Below are 20,429 nucleotides of genomic sequence, written 5' to 3' on the forward strand. Positions count from 1 at the left end.
AGATAATTTCTCTGTGAATTCCTAAACCCACCAATAACCCCATTCAAAGAACCTAACTTTGATGATGACTCAGCTTATGGGCTTTTCACTTAAGCCAATAAGGCTTTGAGATCACTAAAACTCAAGGATAAAAGTCACCGGCCCGTCATTGCACAAAATCACTTGCATGTCTGCTCCAAATTGCCCCTGGGCTATCCAGGGGTACTTCTGCTTGGCAAGTTGCAGGAGCTGTTCAAATAAAGCCTGGCCTCTAGCGGGGGAAGCCCCAGAGGAAAAGCTTGGTCGCAATCCTTTCTTAGTATCTGCGACTAAAGTAAATTGAGGCACTAAAAGAAGACCCCCTTGAATGTCTTTAAGACTTAAATTCAGCTTGCCCTGTGAATCACTAAAAATGCGGTAATTTAAGCATTTCTCCAACATTCTGTTTAAGGTTTCAACATCATCTTTGGTCTCAAACCCACAAAGAATAAGCAAACCTTGAGTAATTGCGGCAATGGTTTTGCCTGCAACATCAACACGAGCCTCAAGAACCCGCTGTAGAACAGTTAACATACATCCAAATCCTGCCGAGCAATTTCTCGACTTGCGGCGATCAAGGCATCAATAATCCCAGCCTCACGTGCTGAGTGCCCGGCATCGCGAACAATTCTCAATGACGAGGCAGACAAAACCTGGTGTAAATCCCAAGCTCCTGCCAAAGGGCAAATCATATCGTAACGGCCATGAATGAGAAAGCTTGGGATGTGGCGGATTTTATGGACGTTGTTAATAATTTGATTGTCTGAAAGAAAAAAATGATGGTTGATGTAGTGCGATTCCAGTTTGGCCAAGGCCAGGGCAAAATGCGGTGAGCTAAATTGATCAATCACACTTAAATGCGGATGTAAGCTGCCGCAACGTGCTTGCCACAAAGCCCAGTGTTTGGCTGCAGCCATGCGGGCCAATTCATTATTTCCCTGAAGGCAATTCGCATAGTATTTGCAGATATGGTGTTGTTCTTCAGGGGGCACAATGCTGATAAAATCTTGCCAGTAATCTGGAAAAATAACGTTAGCGCCAGATTTATAAAACCAATCTATGTCCCTGCGACGTCCCAAAAAAATTTGGTGCAACAGTAATGCAGCCACATGCATTGGATAGGTTTGGGCATAAACCAGGGCGAGAAGTGAACCCCAGCCACCGCCAAAAAGCACGAATCTGCTGATTCCTAAGTATTCGCGAATGGCTTCAATGTCTTCTACCAAATCCTGGGTTGTATTATGCTTTAATTCCGCATGGGGGGTTGACCGCCCACAACCGCGTTGATCAAAAAGAATAATACGGTAGAGGTCCGGATCAAAAAATCGCCGTAAATAGGAATCGCCTCCAGCGCCTGGCCCCGTATGCAAAACCACGACCGGTTTGCCCTTAGGATTGCCAACTTCCTCGATATACAGCACGTGTGGGGCACTAACAGCGAATTCATGACGTTGATAGGGCTTAATGGCAGGATAAAGGGAATACATAAACCTCCTTGTATTGTTTTATATAATCTTATACCTCCCTCCATGAGTTGGAAAGTTTGTTTGCACCGGCATAGAGCTAATAAACAAGAATAAATCTAAACTTTTTGTCTTTGGCTGCTAAATTTAAGATAATGCATTACAGTTTTTTAGTTTATAGGTTTTGTGAATGACAGCACTGCTTGAGGGCTTAAACGAGAGGCAACGCGAGGCCGTTGCTGCACCTTTGGGAAATACCCTGGTATTGGCAGGGGCTGGCAGTGGCAAGACGAGAGTGCTGGTTAGCCGCATTGCCTGGTTAATTGAACAAGAACATATTCCGCCTCATTCAATACTCGCTGTGACTTTCACGAATAAAGCAGCTGGCGAAATGAAAAGCCGTTTAAATGCCATGTTGGCAGCACCTTTAGTGGGTTTATGGGTGGGTACTTTCCATAGTCTTTGTCATCGATTGTTGCGTCGCCATTATAAAGTTGCCAATCTCCCGGAACAATTTCATATTTTAGACAGTGAAGATCAAGCCAGAGTAATAAAACGCGTTTTAGCCTCCTTAAACCTGGATGAAGATCAGTGGCCGGTAAAACAGGCGCAGGCGTTTATTAATGGCAATAAGGATGAGGGTTTAAGACCCGATCATGTTCATATCCTGCCTTATGGGCCCACGCGAACTCTGGTTCAGATTTATCGAGCCTATGAACAGGCATGCCAAACGGCTGGCGTAATTGATTTTGCCGAATTGCTGCTGCGCACGCAGGAGTTATTGAGAGATAACCCGGATATCCTCGCGCATTATCAACAGCGTTTCCAAGCCATTTTAGTGGATGAATTCCAGGATACGAATACCATTCAATATGCCTGGATACGCCTTCTTGCCGGAGGTGGGGCTGCAGTCATGGCCGTAGGGGATGATGATCAATCCATTTACGGATGGCGTGGAGCGAAAGTGGAAAACATCCAGCAGTTCCCGCAAGATTTTAATTCCACTTTGGTGGTGCGCCTGGAGCAAAACTACCGCTCAACCGCTACGATTTTAGAGGCAGCTAATGTTTTAATTAACCACAATAATTCGCGCATGGGTAAAAATTTATGGACTGCTGGAGGAAGTGGCGAAAAAATAATGGTTTATACCGCTTTCAATGAGCTCGATGAAGCTCGGTTTTTAAGCGAACGCATCCAAATGGAAATTAACAACGGGCGAAGTGCAGACGACATTGCCATTCTTTACCGCTCTAACGCCCAGTCTCGGGTAATTGAGGAAGCGCTCTTGCGTGCTGGCATTGCCTACCGTATATACGGTGGCGTGCGCTTCTTTGAACGAGCAGAGGTCAAAGATACCCTCGCTTATCTGCGTATGCTGGCTAATCCCTATGACGATACCGCCTTTGAACGGATTGTGAATTTTCCCACACGTGGAATAGGCGAAAAGACTTTGGAAGAGCTGCGTCATTTGGCCAAGGGACAAGACATTTCATTATGGCAAGCTGCACATGAACTATTAAAAGAAGAACGCTTACCGCAAAGGGCCGCGAGCTCCCTGTCAAAGTTCATTCAACTGATGGAGCAGTTGCAGCTGCAGATTGAAAATAAGGAATTGGATCAGCAAATTGCTGCAGTGCTGGAGGGTAGTGGCTTATATGCACATTTCGCCAAGATAAAGGGGGATAAGGCTGAATCACGCCTTGATAACTTGCAAGAATTGGTGAATGCTGCCAAACAATTTCGCTATGAACAGGAAATCGAAGAAGACCTCCCCACGCTCGTTGCCTTCTTATCCCATGCGTCCCTGGAAGCGGGTGAAATGCAGGCTCAAGAACACGAGCGTTCGGTGCATCTGATGACTCTTCATTCCGCCAAAGGCTTGGAGTTCCCTCTGGTTTTCCTCACGGGAATGGAGGAGGGTGTCTTCCCAAGCAAACAAAGTCTGGAGGAGCCGGGTCGTTTGGAGGAGGAGCGCCGACTTTGCTATGTGGGAATGACGCGCGCCATGGAGAAATTAATTTTGTCTTATGCCGAGGTGCGAAGACAATATGGACGAGAGGAATATCACCGTCGCTCGCGTTTTATTCGAGAGTTACCAGAAGAGTTGCTGGAAGAGATTCGTGTAAAATCGCGTTTTCAGTCTCCTCTTTCCCAAAAGAATATGTCGACGGCCGTAGCGCAAGAAGCTGGTTTAAAACTAGGTCAAAATGTGAGCCATTCCAAGTTTGGCTTGGGTGTTGTCCTTGCGGTGGAAGGTAGTGGCGCGCATACAAGAGTGCAGATTAAGTTTGTCGACCATGGTACCAAGTGGCTTGTTCTAGCTTATGCCAATTTAACCCTGCTTGAAGATCATCCAGCCATTTGACGTTATTGGCTTTATAGAAATCTTTGCAGATTGGATTTTTTTTACAGAAACAAGCAAAATGCTGGCAGGCACAGAATATTCATTGCAAAAGTTATTGAATTTAAATCAAGCTGGTGCTAGGTTTCTGTTGGCGAAAATCGCGTTAAATTTCGTTAATTCGATAGTTCATTTTAAACAAGGGGAAAGGCTGTGAAATTTACAAGTCTATTAACTGCTGGTGTTTTGGCAACAGCAATGACATCATCTGTGGCCATAGCAGCTACAAATGCAGAGACTGCGGATAGTATGTCTGCGGCACAGAAGAAGGAAGTCGAAAAAATCATTCACGATTATTTGGTTAATAATCCTGAAGTACTGCTTGAAGCTTCGCAAGCTCTGCAGCAAAAGCAACAGCAAGCCATGCAAGAGCAAGCACAATCGGCCATTAAACAAAATGCAAACCAATTGTTTAACGACAATTTGACAGTAGTTGGCAATCCTAAAGGTGATGTCACATTGGTTGAATTTTTTGATTACCAATGCATTCATTGCAAAAAAATGGCTCCGGTCATTAGTTCTTTGGTTAAGAAAAACAACAATCTTAAAGTCATCTACAAAGAATTCCCCATATTCGGCAAGAGCTCGGATTTGGCTTCCAGAGCTGCTTTAGCGGCTGCAATGCAAGGTAAGTATCAGGAAATGCATGACGCTTTAATCAAGCAAGACAAACGCTTGAATGAACAAGTTGTGATGGATGCTGCGAAAGCACTTGGTTTGAATCTCACGAAACTAAAAACGGATATGGACAGCAAGGCTGTTTCTGATGCCCTGAATGCAAATCGCCAACTCGCTGAAAAATTGCATCTGATGGGGACTCCCGCTTTCATCATTCTTGGCACGCCTGGCGGTCAAATCAAAGACGCTAACTCTCCAGCCTTTATCCCTGGGGCAGCCAGCGAAGAAGCATTGCAAGATATGATAAAAAAAGCGTCCAGCAATAGCTAATGCTTAAATCACTGAAGAAATGAATCTCTATTCCGCGGCTTGCCGCGGAATTCAAAGAATTGAATTCTCTTAAGTCTTTTTGCAATGCAGCTTAGACATTGAGAGAGGAAGCTTTAAATAGTGGGTGTTCTTCTGTCACAGGCAAAAAAAATGTTACTATCGGCCACCTGGCAGTAATCGAGGCGGAAAATGACCAAGCCTAGTACTTTTCAAGACATTATTTTAACTTTGCAGCAATTTTGGGCCAGCCAAGGCTGTGTAATGCTGCAACCTTTAGATATGGAAGTAGGGGCTGGAACCTTCCATCCAGCCACTTTTTTACGTGCCATCGGCCCTGAACCCTGGGCTGCCGCTTATGTACAACCCTCTCGTCGTCCCACGGATGGACGCTATGGCGAAAATCCCAATCGGGTTCAACATTATTATCAATTCCAGGTTGTGCTAAAACCCTCTCCATTGGATATTCAGGACAAATATCTAAATTCCTTACGTGCCCTGGGAGTTGATCCCCTGACGGATGACATCCGATTTGTCGAAGATAACTGGGAATCACCCACTTTAGGAGCTTGGGGCTTGGGTTGGGAAGTCTGGCAAAACGGCATGGAGATTTCTCAGTTTACCTATTTTCAACAAGTAGGTGGACTGCCATGTAAGCCAGTAACTGGTGAATTAACCTACGGACTTGAGCGGATTGCCATGTTTGTTTTGGGTGTGGACAATTTGTTTGACCTGCCCTGGTGTAAAACTGCCCAGGGTGTTGTGACTTATGGGGATGTATTTCATCAAAATGAAGTTGAAATGTCCGCATATAATTTCGAACACGCGAATATTGAACTGTTGTTTAAGCAATTTGATAACTACGAAGCAGAAGCCCAGAAACTGGTGAGTTTAAACCTGGCTCTGCCAGCTTATGAAATGGTGATGAAAGCTTCGCATACATTTAATTTATTAGACGCCAGAAAAGCCGTTTCAGTGACGGAAAGGCAGCGTTATATTCTTAGAGTACGTCAATTATCAAGAGCGGTTGCGCAAGCCTACTATGATGCTCGCGAAGCTCTGGGTTTCCCTATGCAAAAGGTGTGTAATGACCAATGATTTTTTGTTTGAGTTAGGATGCGAGGAATTGCCCTCGGCCTCTGTATTCCCTTTAGCTGAATCGTTGAAGGATGGCATACTGGCCACTTTGGAGAAAGCGCAACTAAAGCATGGACCAGTAGAGTTGTTTGCTACTCCCAGACGTCTGGCCGTGTTAATCCGGGATCTTGAGGAGCAACAACCGAGTCAAATCATCTCTCGACGTGGTCCAGCCTTGAATGCTGCTTATCGCAATGGCGAACCGACGCAAGCTTTAATAGGTTTTGCCAAGTCTTGCAAAGTGGAGCCCTCTGAACTCTCAACCAGCAAAACGGATAAAGGAGAGTGGGTGATTTATGAAACGACGGTTGAGGGGCAAGCAACAACAAAACTATTGCCAGCACTGATTTCTGAAGTTTTGGCGCGCTTACCCATTGCTAAACCCATGCGCTGGGGTGACGGAAATGAGGAATTTGCACGTCCTGTGCACTGGGTAATTTTGTTATTTGGCGAAGAAGTTATTCCTGCAACCATCCTGGGGGTTTCCTCCAACTGTTTAACCTATGGCCATCGTTTCCACTTCCCGCATCCTGTAGCAATCAATCAAGCGCAGTTTTATGAATCTTTGCTGAGGGATGCCTTTGTCATTGCAGATTTTAACCTTCGCCGTGAAAACATCATTCAACAAGTCACTGAATTGGCAGCTTTGCACAATGCTGAAGCCATTATGCCAGAATCCTTAGTGGATGAAGTTACTTCCATTGTGGAATGGCCTCAGGCTATATTGGCCAGTTTTGAAGAAGAATTTTTAGAAGTACCCCCTGAAGCATTAATCGCCTCTATGCAATCGCATCAAAAATGTTTTGCATTGCAAGATAAGGCTGGCAATTTGCTACCTCATTTCATTACTGTGGCCAATATTCAAAGCTCAAATCCAAATCAAGTCGCACTGGGAAATGAAAAAGTAATGCGCGCCAGATTAAGCGACGCAGCTTTCTTTTTTGAACAAGATAAAAAACAGCCATTGAGCGAACGAATTCCTGCTACCACAAAAGTGGTTTTCCAGGCCAAGCTTGGCAGTCTTTGGGACAAGGCGAAACGAATTGAACAACTGATGAAGGTCTTGGCCCCGGCATTAAACCTGCCCTTAGAGCATGCTAAACGTGCGGCTGAGTTATCAAAATGTGATCTTATGACTGGCATGGTTGGTGAATTTCCTGAACTGCAGGGTTTAATGGGGTTTTATTATGCTCAGCACGATGGTGAACCATTGGATGTGGCTATTGCGCTCAAAGAACAATACATGCCGCGTTTTGCTGCCGATGAATTACCGCTAACTTCCTTAGGTTTAGCTCTTTCTTTAGCCGACAGACTAGATACCTTGGTGGGCATATTTGCAATCGGTGAGAAGCCTTCGGGTGTGAAAGATCCGTTTAAGCTCCGGCGACATGCTTTAGCGGTTGCCCGGATGCTTATTTCTATACCCGCCAAACTGAACTTATCCAGTTTGATTCAAGAAGCTAAGCAGATTTATCAACTACCAATCCATTCCGAGGCATTGGATGAATTGAAAATTTTCATTCTCGAGCGCATGCAATCCTATTATCAAAACCAAAATAAAAGCATTGATCTGTTTCAAGCCGTTCGAGCTCGACAAGACGAATGGCTCTATGATTTTGATCAGCGAATTCAAGCACTGGCAGATTTTACCACTTTACCGGATGCAAGCTCTTTGGCTGCAGCCTGCAAACGAGTCAATAACATTTTGCAGCAGGCTGAGTTTTCTCATGAAGAAGCAGCAAGTCTTAATGAGAATTTATTAACGGAAGGGCCTGAAAAAGCTTTGTTTGATCATCTACAAGCTATGGAGCAAATACTTGAGCCGTTGTATGAGACAGCCGATTACAGGATAATTCTTAAGAACTTAGCCAGCTTGCGTGAGCCCGTGGATGCCTTTTTCGAGCACGTTATGGTCATGGTGGATGAGCCAGCGATTAAAACGAATCGCTTGCATTTACTGCTGCGTTTACAGCAATTATTGCAGAATGTCGCTGATATCTCTTTGTTGCAGCTGAATTCATGAGCAAAATAATTTTATTAGACAGAGATGGTGTCATAAATCGGGACTCAATCCATTATATAAAATCGGTTGACGAATTTATTTTTCTGCCAGGCAGCATCGAAGCAATCGTTCGACTGAACCGAGCCGGCTATCGTATCGGTGTTGCCACCAACCAATCAGGTGTTTCACGCGGCCTTTATAACGAACAAGGTTTAGCAGCAATCCATAACAAGCTATTAAGTGATGTTCGTGAGGCAGGGGGCGAAATTGAAGCCATTGAATATTGCACCCATTTGCCCGAAGCCGGTTGTTGCTGTCGAAAACCTCAGCCTGGAATGCTCAAAGCGTTAGCAACACGCTTAAATTGCTCTTCATTGGATAATGTGCCCTTTGTGGGCGATCGAGTTTCCGATATTCAAGCCGCATTTGCTGCTGGGGCAACTCCAATGATTGTCCTTTCACAAATGACTGATCGCATTGGCTTGCAAGACTATCCTTCTGTTCCCGTTTTTAATTCATTAAGTGAATGCGTTGATTATTTGCTAGCCGAACATGAACCACGACATTAAAATTGGCTATGAAACTGCAGCTGAATTGGAGCGAGCCCAAGAGCTTGCCGCATCGCTAAATATTGAAATTGACAATGAAGCGGACCACCGTTTACTGGTCATGTCCAATAAGATAGCCTTAAAGATGAAGGGCTTTAAACCCTTGTGCGCTGACTTTAATAGCGGAATATGGCAAAAACGTCGGCAGGAAGGAAAACAGCAGGGTTTAGTCAAAGCTTGCAAACCTGGACCTGGAATTCATATTATTGATGCCACAGCAGGCTGGGGACGTGATGCGGCAGTCCTTGCGAGTTTCGGCGCTGAAGTGATCCTGCTTGAAAGGGAACCTATTATGGGCGCTTTGTTGGAAGATGCTTTGAGGCGACAAGATGAGCATTCAAAAGCCGTGTTGAAGCTGCGTTTAATCAAAACCGATGCATTTGATTACCTGAATGGTTTAAGTGAAAACAACTATCCTGACGTCATCTACATTGATCCCATGCATCCTGAACGTCAAAAAGCAGCACTTGTGAAAAAGGACTTACAAGCCTTGCAGGAGTTTATTAAACCCAATACGGATAGCCTTGAATTAATAGAACTGGCGAAATCCCGGGTAAAAAATAGGGTCGTCCTGAAATGGCCGCAATCCTTACCAACCCTCTTCAAACCAACTTACAGCATTCCGGGAAAAACTGTCAGATTTGATGTTTATTGCTAACTCAGTAATCCACATCAAGACTTGAAATGGCAAGCATGGTGCTTGCCTATGCCCATTAGACTAAATCGAATTCCGCCAATTCTTGTCGTAAACGCTTTTCCTCAAAAAGCTCTTCGATTCGTCTCCTTCTTTCTAACTTTTTGCTTAAATTGGACTCTACTACTTCTTCAGAATTGTTAAAATCTTCAACTTCCGCCTCAAACTCATCAAACCGTTGAATTGTCATTGCATTCTCCCTCTGCCAAGTTCCATTAAATTTTTTTGGCTTACTGAAAAAATAACAGAATTCCACTGTTAAAAACAGTGGAATTTTAGGTTAAAAAATTAAGGGTTGTTTGGCGCAGGCATATGTTGTTGCTGTTGCTGCTGCTGTTGAGCTTGGGCATCCCGTAAGGCTTGCAGTTCCCCTTTATATTGGGCTAAATCAGTGACTGTTGGATCTTTGAGTGCCTTTTCGCGTTCTTCTTTAAGCTTTTTAGCTGTTTCATGGGTTTTTTGAAGGCGTCCGGCATAACCTGTAAACAATCCGGGAGTATCCTTGCCATCCTTTGTGGTTTTTTCGAGTTTTCTTTCTTCACCATTCACTTTGATGGTGATGTTTTTTGGATCAAATCCGGCGTTAATGCAAGCCTCATACATCTTCCGACCGTATTCCTCAGCTTCCTCAGGATCATTGTGAGAGACTTCCATGGTAATCTTGTCATAACCGCAGGCGCGAATGGCTTCAGCGATGCTTTGAATATCATAATCAATTTTTTGATGGTGACTGAACCAATATTGCACACGGTGATACCAAGGCAATTCCAGGTGAAAACTACCGTCCTCTCCTTTGCGTATGTTTCTACCGGTTATGGTTTTCAACAGCGGAAGATCGTCAACTTTTATTCCTTTCAAATCGGCCGAGCCACTATTTGGATTCGAAGAAAAAGTAGCTGCTCCTTGAGCTCCTTTTTGCTGAATCAGTTTGTCAATGGCATCTCTGAATTCCTTATCATTGCGATCGCGCATGGCCCCGATGTAAGCAATTCGATCTCTTTCCCGTTGAATGGCTTCCTGGATATCTTTAATGCTCTCATTGTAGGTCTTTTCGAATTGGCTGAAAGCATTTTTTTGCGACTTTTTCCAAGTGTCTTTTAGCTCGGTAATGGCTTGATCCACTTTGGTATCGCTGGTGGCATCCAAAGGCCAGCCCATGGCGGATTTAAATTCATTGCGGAAATTGGCATCCTGTCGAAGCGCTTCTATCTTTTGGGTAACTTGCGACTCATAAGCTTCAATGGCGGTTTTAGCTTCTGCCTTTATGGCATGAAGTAGGTTAGGCAGCTTTCTTGGATCAATGCCTGGTGGAACTTTCTGCAACTCACTGTTGATCATGTCCATATCGGCATTAAATGTATTGACTGCGTTGGCAAGATCAGTGCGCAATCCCGGGTCATCAACGGCTGCTTTGATTGCAGCATTGGCAGCATTGGCATGATTGTTATTGGCTTCCAAATTTTGCCAATAGGTTCCTTTGAGAAGGGCGTTGCCTTTTTCGTCTTTATATCTTGTGAAATCTTTTAACTCAGAAAAACAGCTTAACTGATAAGTATTAAAACTATCGGTCCCAGAAAGGCCATTGCTTAAGTTAATACTTTGCAAATATTGTTCAAAAAATTTTCTTCTGGAATCCAGGCCAAAAGATTTATCCAATTCTTTCGTGGTACTAAAATACTTTAGAAATGGTTTTGTAAACAGGCCCATGATCGAATCTCGGCAAGGCTAAATTAATTTTTAGTATATCATTAATTTATTAACTTAGAATTAAGCTGCCAAGCAGGGCAATTGCAAAAAATTAGAAAATTTACAGCATTCAGCAAGGCAGCTTAGGTTTGAGGGCCGGAAAACACTCCTGGGCTATGTAAAAGCTACCACGCGGGGATGGCTCCGTCACCAAATAACTCTTTGGCTTTTGCTTTGACTTCCGGTGAATTCATCGCCTTTACGAATTGTTCGAGTTGCGCTCTCTTGCTGCTGTCACGACGAATGACAATTAAATTGGCATAGGGTGAATCTTTGCCTTCAATAAAAATGGCATCGCGCGCGGGACTCAGTCCTGCAGGAATGGCAAAGGTGGTATTAATCACTGCGGCATCAACGTCTGCTAAAATTCGGGGCAATTGCGCAGCATCCAATTCTTTGATCGACAAATGCTTAGGATTGCTTGCAATGTCAGCAATGGAAGAAGGATTATTAGTTTTTAATTTAATTAATCCTGCTCTTTGCAACAGAATAAGGGCTCGTGCTTCGTTGCTTGGATCATTGGGGATTGCAATGATGCCTTTATCAGGCAATTGGTTCAGTGATTTGATTTTATTAGAGTATATGCCTGCAGGATACACAAAGGTTTTTCCGATGGCTTCGAGATTGTAGCCGTGAGCCTTGATGGCGGATTGAAGGTAGGGTAAATGCTGATAGACGTTCGCATCAAGACTGCCGTCGTCTAAAGCTTCATTGGGGAGATTGTAATCGTTAAATTCTACAATTTTGATATCCAATCCGTACTGTTTCATCGCCACTTCTTTGGCCACTTCCACCAAATCGGTTTCAGGACCGGCAATCGTGCCTACCGTGAGCACGTTGGGTGAGGGTTTGTTGCAAGCCAGTAAACTAAACGCTAGAAAAACCAGAGCTATAATACGCATGAACCGAATCTCCTGACCGAAATAATTAATTTGCTTTCAATTGTGGGTAAGGCGACGTGCTAAACGATCACCGATCATTTGTAACACTTGCACGATAACCACCAGCACAAAAACCGTTGCTAGGATTATTACTACATTAAAGCGTTGATAGCCGTAACGAATGGCCAAATCTCCCAAACCGCCACCGCCAACTGTGCCTGCCATTGCGGAATAATTAACCAAAGTAATGGCTGTGACAGTAATGGCTTGAATCAGTGCCGGAAATGCCTCTGGTAATAAAATATAGCGAATCATCTGCATGCTGCTTGCTCCCATTGAGAAACCAGCTTCAATTAAACCCTGCGGAATATTTTGATAGACATTGTCCACCAAACGAGCAAAGAAAGGAGTGGCCCCCAGGCTAAGAGGTACCATCGCGGCGTGGATCCCAATGGAGGTGCCTACGATTAAGCGGGTTAAAGGAATTAGGGCCACCAATAAAATAATGAAGGGAATAGAACGGCTGAAGTTGATAAACGCTGAAATGCTGCGGCTGAGTTTGGCATTAGGTTTAATGGTGCTGCTTGTAAAAAGAAGCGTCCCCAGCGGCAAACCAAGCAGAATGGCAAAAAAAGTGCTTACAATGACCATGTAGAGTGTTTCGGCACTTGCGATCAATAAATCATAAAACATCGTCAGTGACATAGCCTAAAATCTCCACAGTTAAGTTGGATTCTTCGCAACGCGAAATAAAAGAATTCAGTAAATATTCATCAGCGATTAACTCAACGACCAGGACGCCACAAGTGATCAGGTCAAAACGGTCAATATTAGCTAATAAAATATTAATGTCTAAATTCAGTTCGCGACTCGTTTTACTAATGAATGGCACGGTAGCATTTTCTCCTTGGAAAAAAAGACGAAGGAGAGGTTTATTGTTTGCTACCGGGGATAGGGAGTTTTTAAGGCAAGCTGGCAATTCGGGACTTAATTGTGAATAAAGCATACTGCGAGCTTGACTGTTTTGGTTGTTAAAAATGGTGGCCAATGCGGTCACTTCTCGAATTTGGCCATTTTCCATAAGTGCCAATCGATGGCAAATTCGTTTAACCACATCCATTTCATGCGTAATTAATACGATGGTAATGCCATATAATTGATTAATTTTCTTGAGCAATTCTAAAATTGCATTGGTTGTTTCTGGATCCAGGGCTGATGTAGCCTCATCACAAAGCAGTATCTTAGGGGAGCAACTTAGGGCGCGAGCAATGGCCACGCGTTGTTTCTGGCCGCCACTGAGTTGTGAAGGGTAGAAATTAATTTTATCTTGCAGTTCTACCAGCGGAAGCAGCTCCTCAATTTTTGCCTGGATGGTTGCTTCATCAATACCCTGTATTCGCATGGGTAGGGCTATATTGTCATAAACTGTTTTTGAACTTAAAAGATTAAAGTGCTGGAAGATCATGGCCATTTTATGGCGGGCTTCTCGAAGCTTTTTAGGGGAAAGTGTGGTGATGCTTTCATTATCAATGACCACATCACCTTGATCAGGTTGTTCCAGTAAGTTGATACAACGCAACAAAGTTGATTTACCCGCTCCACTGCGACCAATGATGCCGAAAATTTCACCTTCCTGAATGAATAGGTCAACATCTTGCAAAGCAAGAGTGCCAGCATAGGATTTGTTTAGTCCTGTTAATTCTATCATCACATCTACATTTAATTTGAGGGTTACAGCGAGCTGGGGCAAAGAGGAGGGAATTACCCGCTTTAGCCGTTTTACAATAGTTCACACCATTGAGCGCCCGCAAGCTGAATTTCAAATCGGCGCAAAAGTATAATACGTCAATTTCAGTTTGAAATAAACAGTTCTTGTAAAAATTGAATTTGTTGAATCAGGCTAGTCAAAAAACTTTACAAATTTGTCACCTTAACTTAATTTTCGCTTAATATAGAGCTGATATAGTCTATAAATTGAATTGTTGTAGGTGAACATCATGGCTGTAAAAATTAGAACCAGCGAGCGAAAAAAACTCGAAGCGGAATATGCAACCGAACTGAAGCGTATTGAAAAAAATTACAATAGACTTTTAACCGAGATAAGAACTCAAGACTTGGCAGCAATAAGGACATCAACCGATTTAACAGTAAGATTCGTCCAGCAAGTCATGAATCCCCTAAATGCTTTGAAACCGTTGGCAGGACTTTTAGGCAAGGATCCTGAGCGCCTTCCTAACTTTATTAAACAAGCTGATATTTTTGAGGCCTCCGAAAAGCTCCCTACCATATTATTGGCTTTCGTGAGAACGGAAGGCGGACTTCGTCGACTAACCGGAAACCATGCTAATTCTGCAGAAAAAGCCCCGCGTCGATTCGCTCAACGCATAGCAGAATTTGAGCAGAAGGTGAGTGAGCGTTTTGATTTTACAGTGAATATTCTCCCTTTCCTAAATAAATATCGGGAGCGAACCTTAGTGGCCTCAACCCATTATGAAGAGCATGCTCGGGCTGTTGAAACGAAATTGAATAAACTTGAAGCTGAATCGCAAGTAAAGCATCGACAAGGATCATTAGCTGCGGAGCAAAACGAAGTATTAGCGGAGATTATGCTTGAGCTTAAATTCATTCGAAAGGCTCTAGTTGATCAAGAACAAGTTCGTTTTCAAAAAGAAAGTGCCGAATACAAGGCAGCCATAGGTTCAAGGAAAGATTCTTTATTGGCTAATCATTTGGAACAATTTGAAAAAGAAATTTCCTTTGGTCAGCAATTGGCCTATCTCAAGCGTGTATTGGAAAGTCAAACCGAACTTAAAAAACCTGAGAATTTAACCGATGAAGAAGAAGTTAAGTTCGAAGAGCGTTTGCAAGAAAGAGAAGCCGACAAGAAAAAATTTGCCCCACTCTTTAAAAAGAGCATCGAAATGGCAGGTAAAAATGGTTCTCTGACAAGGGCGTTAAAAGAGCTGTATTATACCATGGCCAAAGCAGAAGCCGGTCGGATTATGTATGTTGAATTACTTAAGCAAAACCAAGCCACTGCTGAGAGCAAAAAGGGGATGAGCAAGAATGCCTCGTCTTCTAAAAAGGCCAAACATGAAGGTAAACGTAAGGTTGACGATGAAGCCTATACAGAGCTGATGTCAGATGAATTGCAGCCTGTTGGCTCCATCAAAAAAGCAAAAACCACGACGCGTCACAATTCAACGCACAGTTTTTTTGCCTCTAAACCCATGGAAACCGAAGACCAATCTGATCTTCAGTGCACTTCAAAAACCTTGAATTAACTGGGCGGCAGCATAGGCTTTAATGCCTATGTTGTCCGATTTGTATTAGAGGAACCCAGGGCTTTATTTAGTGGGGCCAACTCTTTCTCCAAAAATGCCTGTTTAGCGTCGCCATGAAGCTGAATTGGGCTTATCCCACATTATCTTATTGATATCTTCTTGTTTGAGAATTGAAAAATCATGTTGCCCCTGTATTTTTAAGTACAAAGCTGTTTTTAAAATTGCATTTACACTATTCCCAACAATTAACCAAGCCACAAATAAAAACAATAAGGCATAAAGCCAAAAGTGGTTAACGATTCCTACATAATCCTGAGGGACTATGTTGGGAGATAAATGGATCAAAATGACTATGGGCAATAGATACACAGCGAGTAAAATGGAGACATTTACTTGTACAATGGCTGAGCTGGTAAAATAATCGCGTACTTTTTCAAAAGCAAGGCTTGGCGACCGTTGCTCAATGACAATGAAAGGCATCATTAAAAATGCACAGACATGCCAGGCAGCTTGCGTGACGGTAGCCGCCAATCTACTAAACCCGCTCGTCCTTTCCAGTAAAGATAAAATAAATCCAGCACAGGTAAAAAATATTCCCCAAGAGATTAAGTTATAGCGTTGCCTCCAGCATGCCCTTATCGTTTGTTGCCAGGAAATGGTCTGGCCTGTTAATTTAAATTTAGCCATATAAACCAGCATTGCATTGCTAAGCGTGTTCACTACCACAATTAAGCCTGTTAAAAGCAAAAATGCCACTACTTCAAAATACCAGTAATAATGAGGTGGATTCAGATATTGAATGTTTATTTGCGCTCCCCAGCGGATAAGAAATCCCAATAACAGCAGAAGAAGGAAAGACAATACTAATGAGCACAAGGGAAGCATAAAAAAAAGAGGATTTTTAGCCATGAATTTAAGCGATTGAGTGAATAGCCGATTGCTGGCGCGAAAATTAAACATAGATCCCATGGTTGCACTCTTGGTAGATGAAGAAATGTGGCAGTAAGGTCTTATTTCAACCTGTTTTTAAATTCATTCCATGCCACAATTCTAAGTAATTTATTATAAAGTTTAGCCAAATTGCCATTTATTGAGTTGTAGCGAAAAAACAATGGGGCATTTATCAGCATGACGCCAGACCTATATCAGTGTTTATTTTTTCCCTGGCGGGAGCAGAACAATTGGCCTCAACAACAAGTGCTAAAAATTCCTCTATAGATAATCTTACTTGCATTTATACAATGCTGGATGGTTTTTTGAGACTTCAAAGCGTTAGAGTTTTGGCGCAGAGATTGGAATTATCAAGCGCCCTATATCTTACCTATACTTGAGAATTAAATAGAGGCCTGCGTAGGGGCTTGAAGAATAGCTTCATCGCCTTGTTTGGCATTTCCACGATGGTGAAGAGCAGAAACAATCAAGAGAATGGCTGCTACGGCAAAAAGAGTGGCAGTTATCGGCTCAATAAAAAACAAAGGTATACTGAATAACCCAGCTACAGCACCAGCGATGAACTCCTTTTTTGCTTTTCTATTGTAATAATTGCTATTAAGCTTTGAGGAAAACATCGTTGGTTGATAAGAGGATTGCGGATCTGCCTGATTTGCAGTTTGCGCAAAAAGCAATAATGAGTCCAGGGAGTCTAAGGAATTAAGGGTAAATAGCTCACGCAATTTCTGATCACAATTTAGTTGTTGCTTAACAAAATTGTTAAATTGATTAGCAATTGTTTGCAGTTCAGCATAATCCTGCATGGATGTTCTATTTACTCCAACCTCATCAAAATAGTAATAAATAATAATTTGATAACCTGGTATGGATTTGGAAAAAGGGAGAGATTTTTCTAGCTGCGGCAGCGATTTTACAGCAGAGAAATTGATATTGTAATCAGCGTAACTGAATGAACTAAATCGCAGCGCTAATTCCTTGCTGACCTCAACATCAATGGCATCAATTATAATATTTAAATTTCGCATCATCTTTTACACAAATGAAAATTCGGGTTAATAATCAAATAAATATGGGCAAAATTCAAGTCACTGAATTGAGCCGGAATCCAGATGAAATGATCGTTTAAATGGTATAACGAGTACTGACGCCAATTCCGCACTAGACAAAGATGGGATGACGTCAAAAAATAACTCTAGGGAATGCACTTTCATTTCATGCTAGTCAATTAATAAGGTTAGGCATTTCATTGGTTTGCCTCAGGTTTAAATGTTTTATTCATTTAACTCTTCCCGATTTTTAAAATGATCCAATGCTTCTGGATTGGCTAAAGACTGCAGGTTATGCACATCTTGACCATGTACAACTTGTCTAACAGCAATTTCAACGATTTTGCCACTGATGGTACGCGGAATGTCAGGCACCTGAAGAATTTTCGCAGGAACATGGCGAGGAGAGGCGTGATGTTTGATGGTCTGGCGAATATTGACCTCTATTTGCTCATTCAATTGCAGCCCTTCCCGGAGTTTCACAAATAAAACGACTCGTACGTCATCTTGCCAGTCTTGTCCGATAACCACACTGTCCAGAACTTCTGGAATTTTTTCCACTTGACGGTAAATTTCAGCGGTACCAATCCTGACACCTCCTGGATTTAAGACCGCATCGGAGCGGCCATAGATAATTAGGCCATGATGGGGGGTAATTTCCGCAAAGTCACCATGTGCCCAGACACCGGGGAAACGCTCAAAATAGGCATGTTTGTAGAGTTTACGATCAGAGTCATTCCAGAAACCAACCGGCATGGAAGGAAATGCTTTTGTGCAAACCAATTCCCCCCGTTCTTCAATGACTGATTGGCCTTGTTCGTTGAATACTTCTACAGCCATTCCTAGACCAAGGCACTGCAACTCACCTCGATACACTGGCAAAATCGGATTGCCTAGGGCGAAGCAGGAAACGATATCAGTTCCACCCGAGATGGAGCTCAATTGAACGTCTGGTTTAATTTGTTGATAGACGTAATCGTAATTCTTTGGGAGTAGGGGAGAACCAGTCGATAAAATGCTGCGCAAACTGCTTAAGGAATATTGATAACGTGGGCTTGCCCCGGCTTTCTCAACGCTGGAAATGAATTTGGCACTGGTGCCAAAGACGGTGATTTTCTCTTCATCAATAACATGGAACAGGCGATTGGCATTGGGATAGGTCGGCGCCCCTTCATAGAGGGTTAGCGTAGCTCCTAAAGCCAATACGGAAACCATCCAATTCCACATCATCCACCCGCAGGTGGTATAGAAGAACAGATTGTCGTAACTGCGGATGTCACTGTGCAAACCCAATTCTTTCAAATGCTGTAATAAAGTTCCGCCAGCCCCATGAACGATGCATTTGGGCTTGCCAGTGGTTCCTGAAGAAAAAAGAATGTAGACAGGATGTGCGAAAGGAAGGCTCTCAAATTGGCACTCGGTGGCTGATTTTAAAAAATCATCCCAGTGAATGGCTTTAGGAAGAAGATTTGCGTGTTCCTTGCCATGAATAATTGGGCAAATTACCAGCGTTTGCAGTGAAGGGATAGCCTTGCTGATTTCCTGAATTTTATCTCTGGCATCATGAATTTTACCCAAATATTGATGGCCATCACATGCAAACAACACTTTAGGTTCAACTTGACCCAAACGATCAATCGCAGCCTGAGCACCAAAATCCGAAGAACAAGAGGACCAAATGGCACCAATGGATGTCGTCGCAAGCATGGCAATAATCGTGAAAGCTACATTAGGCATTACGGCAGCTACGCGATCCCCCGCAACAACGCCAATCTCTTTTAAACCTTGAGCACAACGAGCGACCTGTTCGTACAATTGCTTATAACTTATGCTTTCCTTATCGCCATTTTCATTGAGACTAATAATGGCCGGTTTTTCATCTCGACGAGAGAGCAATTTTTCAGCAAAATTAAAACGAGCCCCTGAAAACCATTTGGCATTGATCATGTGATCATAATGATTAATGATTTCAGCGGCTTCACAGTCGAATCGAAGCTGAAAATAATCGCAAAGACTTGGCCAAAATTCTTGTGGTTTTTCAATTGACCACCGATACAGTTCCTGATAATGGGAAAATTTTTGCTGATGCTTTTCACCCGCAAAAACCATAAACTCCCACATTCTACTCGCTTTGGGGTCTGTAGGTTGCCATACCCGTGTCGTCATTGCAGTTCCTTCTTAATGTTTTAAATAGACCGTCGAATACTTAGCGCGATGTTTACTAACCGGCTAAAGGTTGCTGCTGTGTAATGCAGTGTATACCACCCCCGCCAGCAAAAACATCCAGCGCATTAATTTGTGAAATCCCATAGTCTGGAAATAAACGGCTAAATAATTCATAAGCGGCTTTATCGTATTCAGGATAGCCAAACGCAGGCATAACAATTCCTTTATTGGCCATGTAAAAATTTATATAGGACAGAGTTAGTCTCTCGCCATCGAGGTAAGTGGCCGGCGGTTGTTCAACTGTAATCACTTCCAAAGGCCTGCCTTTCGCGTCCTTTGATGTCTTTAGGATATTCAAATTTTCATGCAATCTTGCATAATTGACGTCTTGCTTATCATGGGTTATCAAGGCTAAAACCTTGGCTGGACCGACGAAGCATGCGATTTCATCAATGTGGCCATCGGTTTCATCGCCCACTAAGCCCTGGTTTAGCCAAATTACTTTTTTCGCATTTAGATAGTTGCATAAGTAATCTTCAATCTTGCTTTGAGAAAGATGAGGGTTACGGTTTGGGTTTAGTAAGCATTCACGAGTGGTGAGGATGCTGCCTTCTCCATCAACGTGGAAAGAACCGCCTTCCATAACCAGAGGCGCTTTAAAATGACTGGCGCCGGCCCTTTGAATAATCGCTGCAGCAATTTCATTATCCAAAGCATAATCGCTGTAATTACCGCCCCAGGCATTATGGATCCAGTCAACACCGGCAAGTTCTTGTTGATCATTAATCAGAAAACTGGGTCCTGTGTCCCTGGTCCATGAGTCATTAATAGATAAAGGAATGAGTTCAATCCCCTGGCCGCAGAGTTCCCTAGCCGAAGTCTCATCTTCAGGATTAACCAGCATCTTTACCGGTTCATATTGGGCGATGGTTTTCGCCACTAAGGCATAAGCTTCACGAGCGCGTTGCATGCCAATATGTTTCCAGGTTTCCTGGTGGCAAGGCCAAGCCATCCAACAGGCAGCATGAGGATGCCATTCAGGAGGCATTCTAAAGTTATTTTTTTGAGCGGTTGTCATGGTTGTCCT

General features: G+C 43.1%; 18 protein-coding genes. 7 read left to right on the plus strand and 11 right to left on the minus strand.

All coding sequences use genetic code 11. The features are described 5' to 3' along the window. Positions 1 to 114 precede the first annotated feature (114 nt). Together dtd and pip are read right to left on the minus strand one after the other, a co-directional pair. On the minus strand, positions 115 to 552 hold the full coding sequence (dtd, locus tag EL203_RS03330; RefSeq protein ID WP_058470526.1) for a D-aminoacyl-tRNA deacylase: 438 nt from the start codon (positions 550 to 552) through the stop codon (positions 115 to 117). Continuing rightward, positions 546 to 1,505 (minus strand): prolyl aminopeptidase, encoded by a 960-nt coding sequence (gene pip, locus EL203_RS03335; protein WP_058470525.1) that lies wholly within the window; start codon positions 1,503 to 1,505, stop codon positions 546 to 548. Before pip ends, dtd begins: the two co-directional genes overlap by 7 nt. A 166-nt stretch (positions 1,506 to 1,671) precedes the next feature. On the opposite strand from pip, the gene uvrD reads away from it, so the two are divergent. The 6 genes from uvrD to EL203_RS03365 all read left to right on the plus strand — a co-directional run bounded on the left by uvrD (position 1,672) and on the right by EL203_RS03365 (position 9,232). After that, positions 1,672 to 3,846: a DNA helicase II gene (gene uvrD, locus EL203_RS03340; RefSeq protein WP_122224909.1), complete on the plus strand. Its 2,175-nt coding sequence runs from the start codon at positions 1,672 to 1,674 to the stop codon at positions 3,844 to 3,846. A gap of 189 nt (positions 3,847 to 4,035) precedes the next feature. Further along, entirely contained in the window at positions 4,036 to 4,830 is a 795-nt protein-coding gene (locus tag EL203_RS03345) for a DsbA family protein (protein ID WP_058470523.1), read from the plus strand. A gap of 189 nt (positions 4,831 to 5,019) precedes the next feature. Next, positions 5,020 to 5,925: a glycine--tRNA ligase subunit alpha gene (glyQ, locus tag EL203_RS03350; RefSeq protein WP_058470522.1), complete on the plus strand. Its 906-nt coding sequence runs from the start codon at positions 5,020 to 5,022 to the stop codon at positions 5,923 to 5,925. Next, the gene (glyS, locus tag EL203_RS03355; protein WP_058470521.1) at positions 5,915 to 7,987 is read left to right on the plus strand and encodes a glycine--tRNA ligase subunit beta; all 2,073 of its coding nucleotides are present in this window, start codon (positions 5,915 to 5,917) and stop codon (positions 7,985 to 7,987) included. The genes glyQ and glyS overlap by 11 nt, the downstream gene beginning before the upstream one ends. Next, the gene (gmhB, locus tag EL203_RS03360) at positions 7,984 to 8,535 is read left to right on the plus strand and encodes a D-glycero-beta-D-manno-heptose 1,7-bisphosphate 7-phosphatase (RefSeq protein ID WP_058470520.1); all 552 of its coding nucleotides are present in this window, start codon (positions 7,984 to 7,986) and stop codon (positions 8,533 to 8,535) included. Before glyS ends, gmhB begins: the two co-directional genes overlap by 4 nt. Further along, the gene (locus EL203_RS03365; protein WP_058470519.1) at positions 8,519 to 9,232 is read left to right on the plus strand and encodes a class I SAM-dependent methyltransferase; all 714 of its coding nucleotides are present in this window, start codon (positions 8,519 to 8,521) and stop codon (positions 9,230 to 9,232) included. The genes gmhB and EL203_RS03365 overlap by 17 nt, the downstream gene beginning before the upstream one ends. 55 nt (positions 9,233 to 9,287) lie before the next feature. Here EL203_RS03365 and EL203_RS14290 read toward each other — a convergent pair whose 3' ends face one another. The 5 genes from EL203_RS14290 to EL203_RS03385 all read right to left on the minus strand — a co-directional run bounded on the left by EL203_RS14290 (position 9,288) and on the right by EL203_RS03385 (position 13,603). Further along, positions 9,288 to 9,458, minus strand: a complete 171-nt coding sequence (locus EL203_RS14290; RefSeq protein ID WP_165481219.1) for a PA3496 family putative envelope integrity protein — start codon at positions 9,456 to 9,458, stop codon at positions 9,288 to 9,290. 98 nt (positions 9,459 to 9,556) lie between these two features. Beyond that, on the minus strand, positions 9,557 to 10,975 hold the full coding sequence (locus tag EL203_RS03370; protein WP_058470518.1) for a hypothetical protein: 1,419 nt from the start codon (positions 10,973 to 10,975) through the stop codon (positions 9,557 to 9,559). Positions 10,976 to 11,139: 164 nt separating this feature from the next. After that, on the minus strand, positions 11,140 to 11,916 hold the full coding sequence (locus EL203_RS03375; RefSeq protein WP_058470517.1) for a MetQ/NlpA family ABC transporter substrate-binding protein: 777 nt from the start codon (positions 11,914 to 11,916) through the stop codon (positions 11,140 to 11,142). Positions 11,917 to 11,952: 36 nt separating this feature from the next. Then, entirely contained in the window at positions 11,953 to 12,600 is a 648-nt protein-coding gene (locus EL203_RS03380; RefSeq protein ID WP_058470516.1) for a methionine ABC transporter permease, read from the minus strand. Next, on the minus strand, positions 12,578 to 13,603 hold the full coding sequence (locus EL203_RS03385) for a methionine ABC transporter ATP-binding protein (RefSeq protein ID WP_058470515.1): 1,026 nt from the start codon (positions 13,601 to 13,603) through the stop codon (positions 12,578 to 12,580). Before EL203_RS03385 ends, EL203_RS03380 begins: the two co-directional genes overlap by 23 nt. A gap of 289 nt (positions 13,604 to 13,892) precedes the next feature. On the opposite strand from EL203_RS03385, the gene EL203_RS03390 reads away from it, so the two are divergent. Further along, positions 13,893 to 15,179: a hypothetical protein gene (locus tag EL203_RS03390; RefSeq protein ID WP_058470514.1), complete on the plus strand. Its 1,287-nt coding sequence runs from the start codon at positions 13,893 to 13,895 to the stop codon at positions 15,177 to 15,179. Positions 15,180 to 15,281: 102 nt separating this feature from the next. On the opposite strand, the gene EL203_RS03395 is transcribed toward EL203_RS03390, so the two are convergent. The 4 genes from EL203_RS03395 to EL203_RS03410 form a co-directional block, all read right to left on the minus strand. Next, complete coding sequence (locus EL203_RS03395; RefSeq protein WP_126320085.1) at positions 15,282 to 16,148, minus strand: DUF6159 family protein; 867 nt, start codon at positions 16,146 to 16,148, stop codon at positions 15,282 to 15,284. A 365-nt stretch (positions 16,149 to 16,513) separates the two neighbouring features. After that, positions 16,514 to 17,158: a hypothetical protein gene (locus EL203_RS03400; protein WP_058470512.1), complete on the minus strand. Its 645-nt coding sequence runs from the start codon at positions 17,156 to 17,158 to the stop codon at positions 16,514 to 16,516. A 243-nt stretch (positions 17,159 to 17,401) separates the two neighbouring features. After that, positions 17,402 to 19,342 (minus strand): acetoacetate--CoA ligase, encoded by a 1,941-nt coding sequence (locus EL203_RS03405; RefSeq protein ID WP_058470511.1) that lies wholly within the window; start codon positions 19,340 to 19,342, stop codon positions 17,402 to 17,404. A 55-nt stretch (positions 19,343 to 19,397) separates the two neighbouring features. Continuing rightward, positions 19,398 to 20,420 (minus strand): agmatine deiminase family protein, encoded by a 1,023-nt coding sequence (locus EL203_RS03410; protein ID WP_058470510.1) that lies wholly within the window; start codon positions 20,418 to 20,420, stop codon positions 19,398 to 19,400. Between the last annotated feature and the right edge of the window lie 9 nt (positions 20,421 to 20,429).

The sequence above is a fragment of the Legionella jordanis genome (assembly GCF_900637635.1).
Taxonomy (GTDB): domain Bacteria; phylum Pseudomonadota; class Gammaproteobacteria; order Legionellales; family Legionellaceae; genus Tatlockia; species Tatlockia jordanis.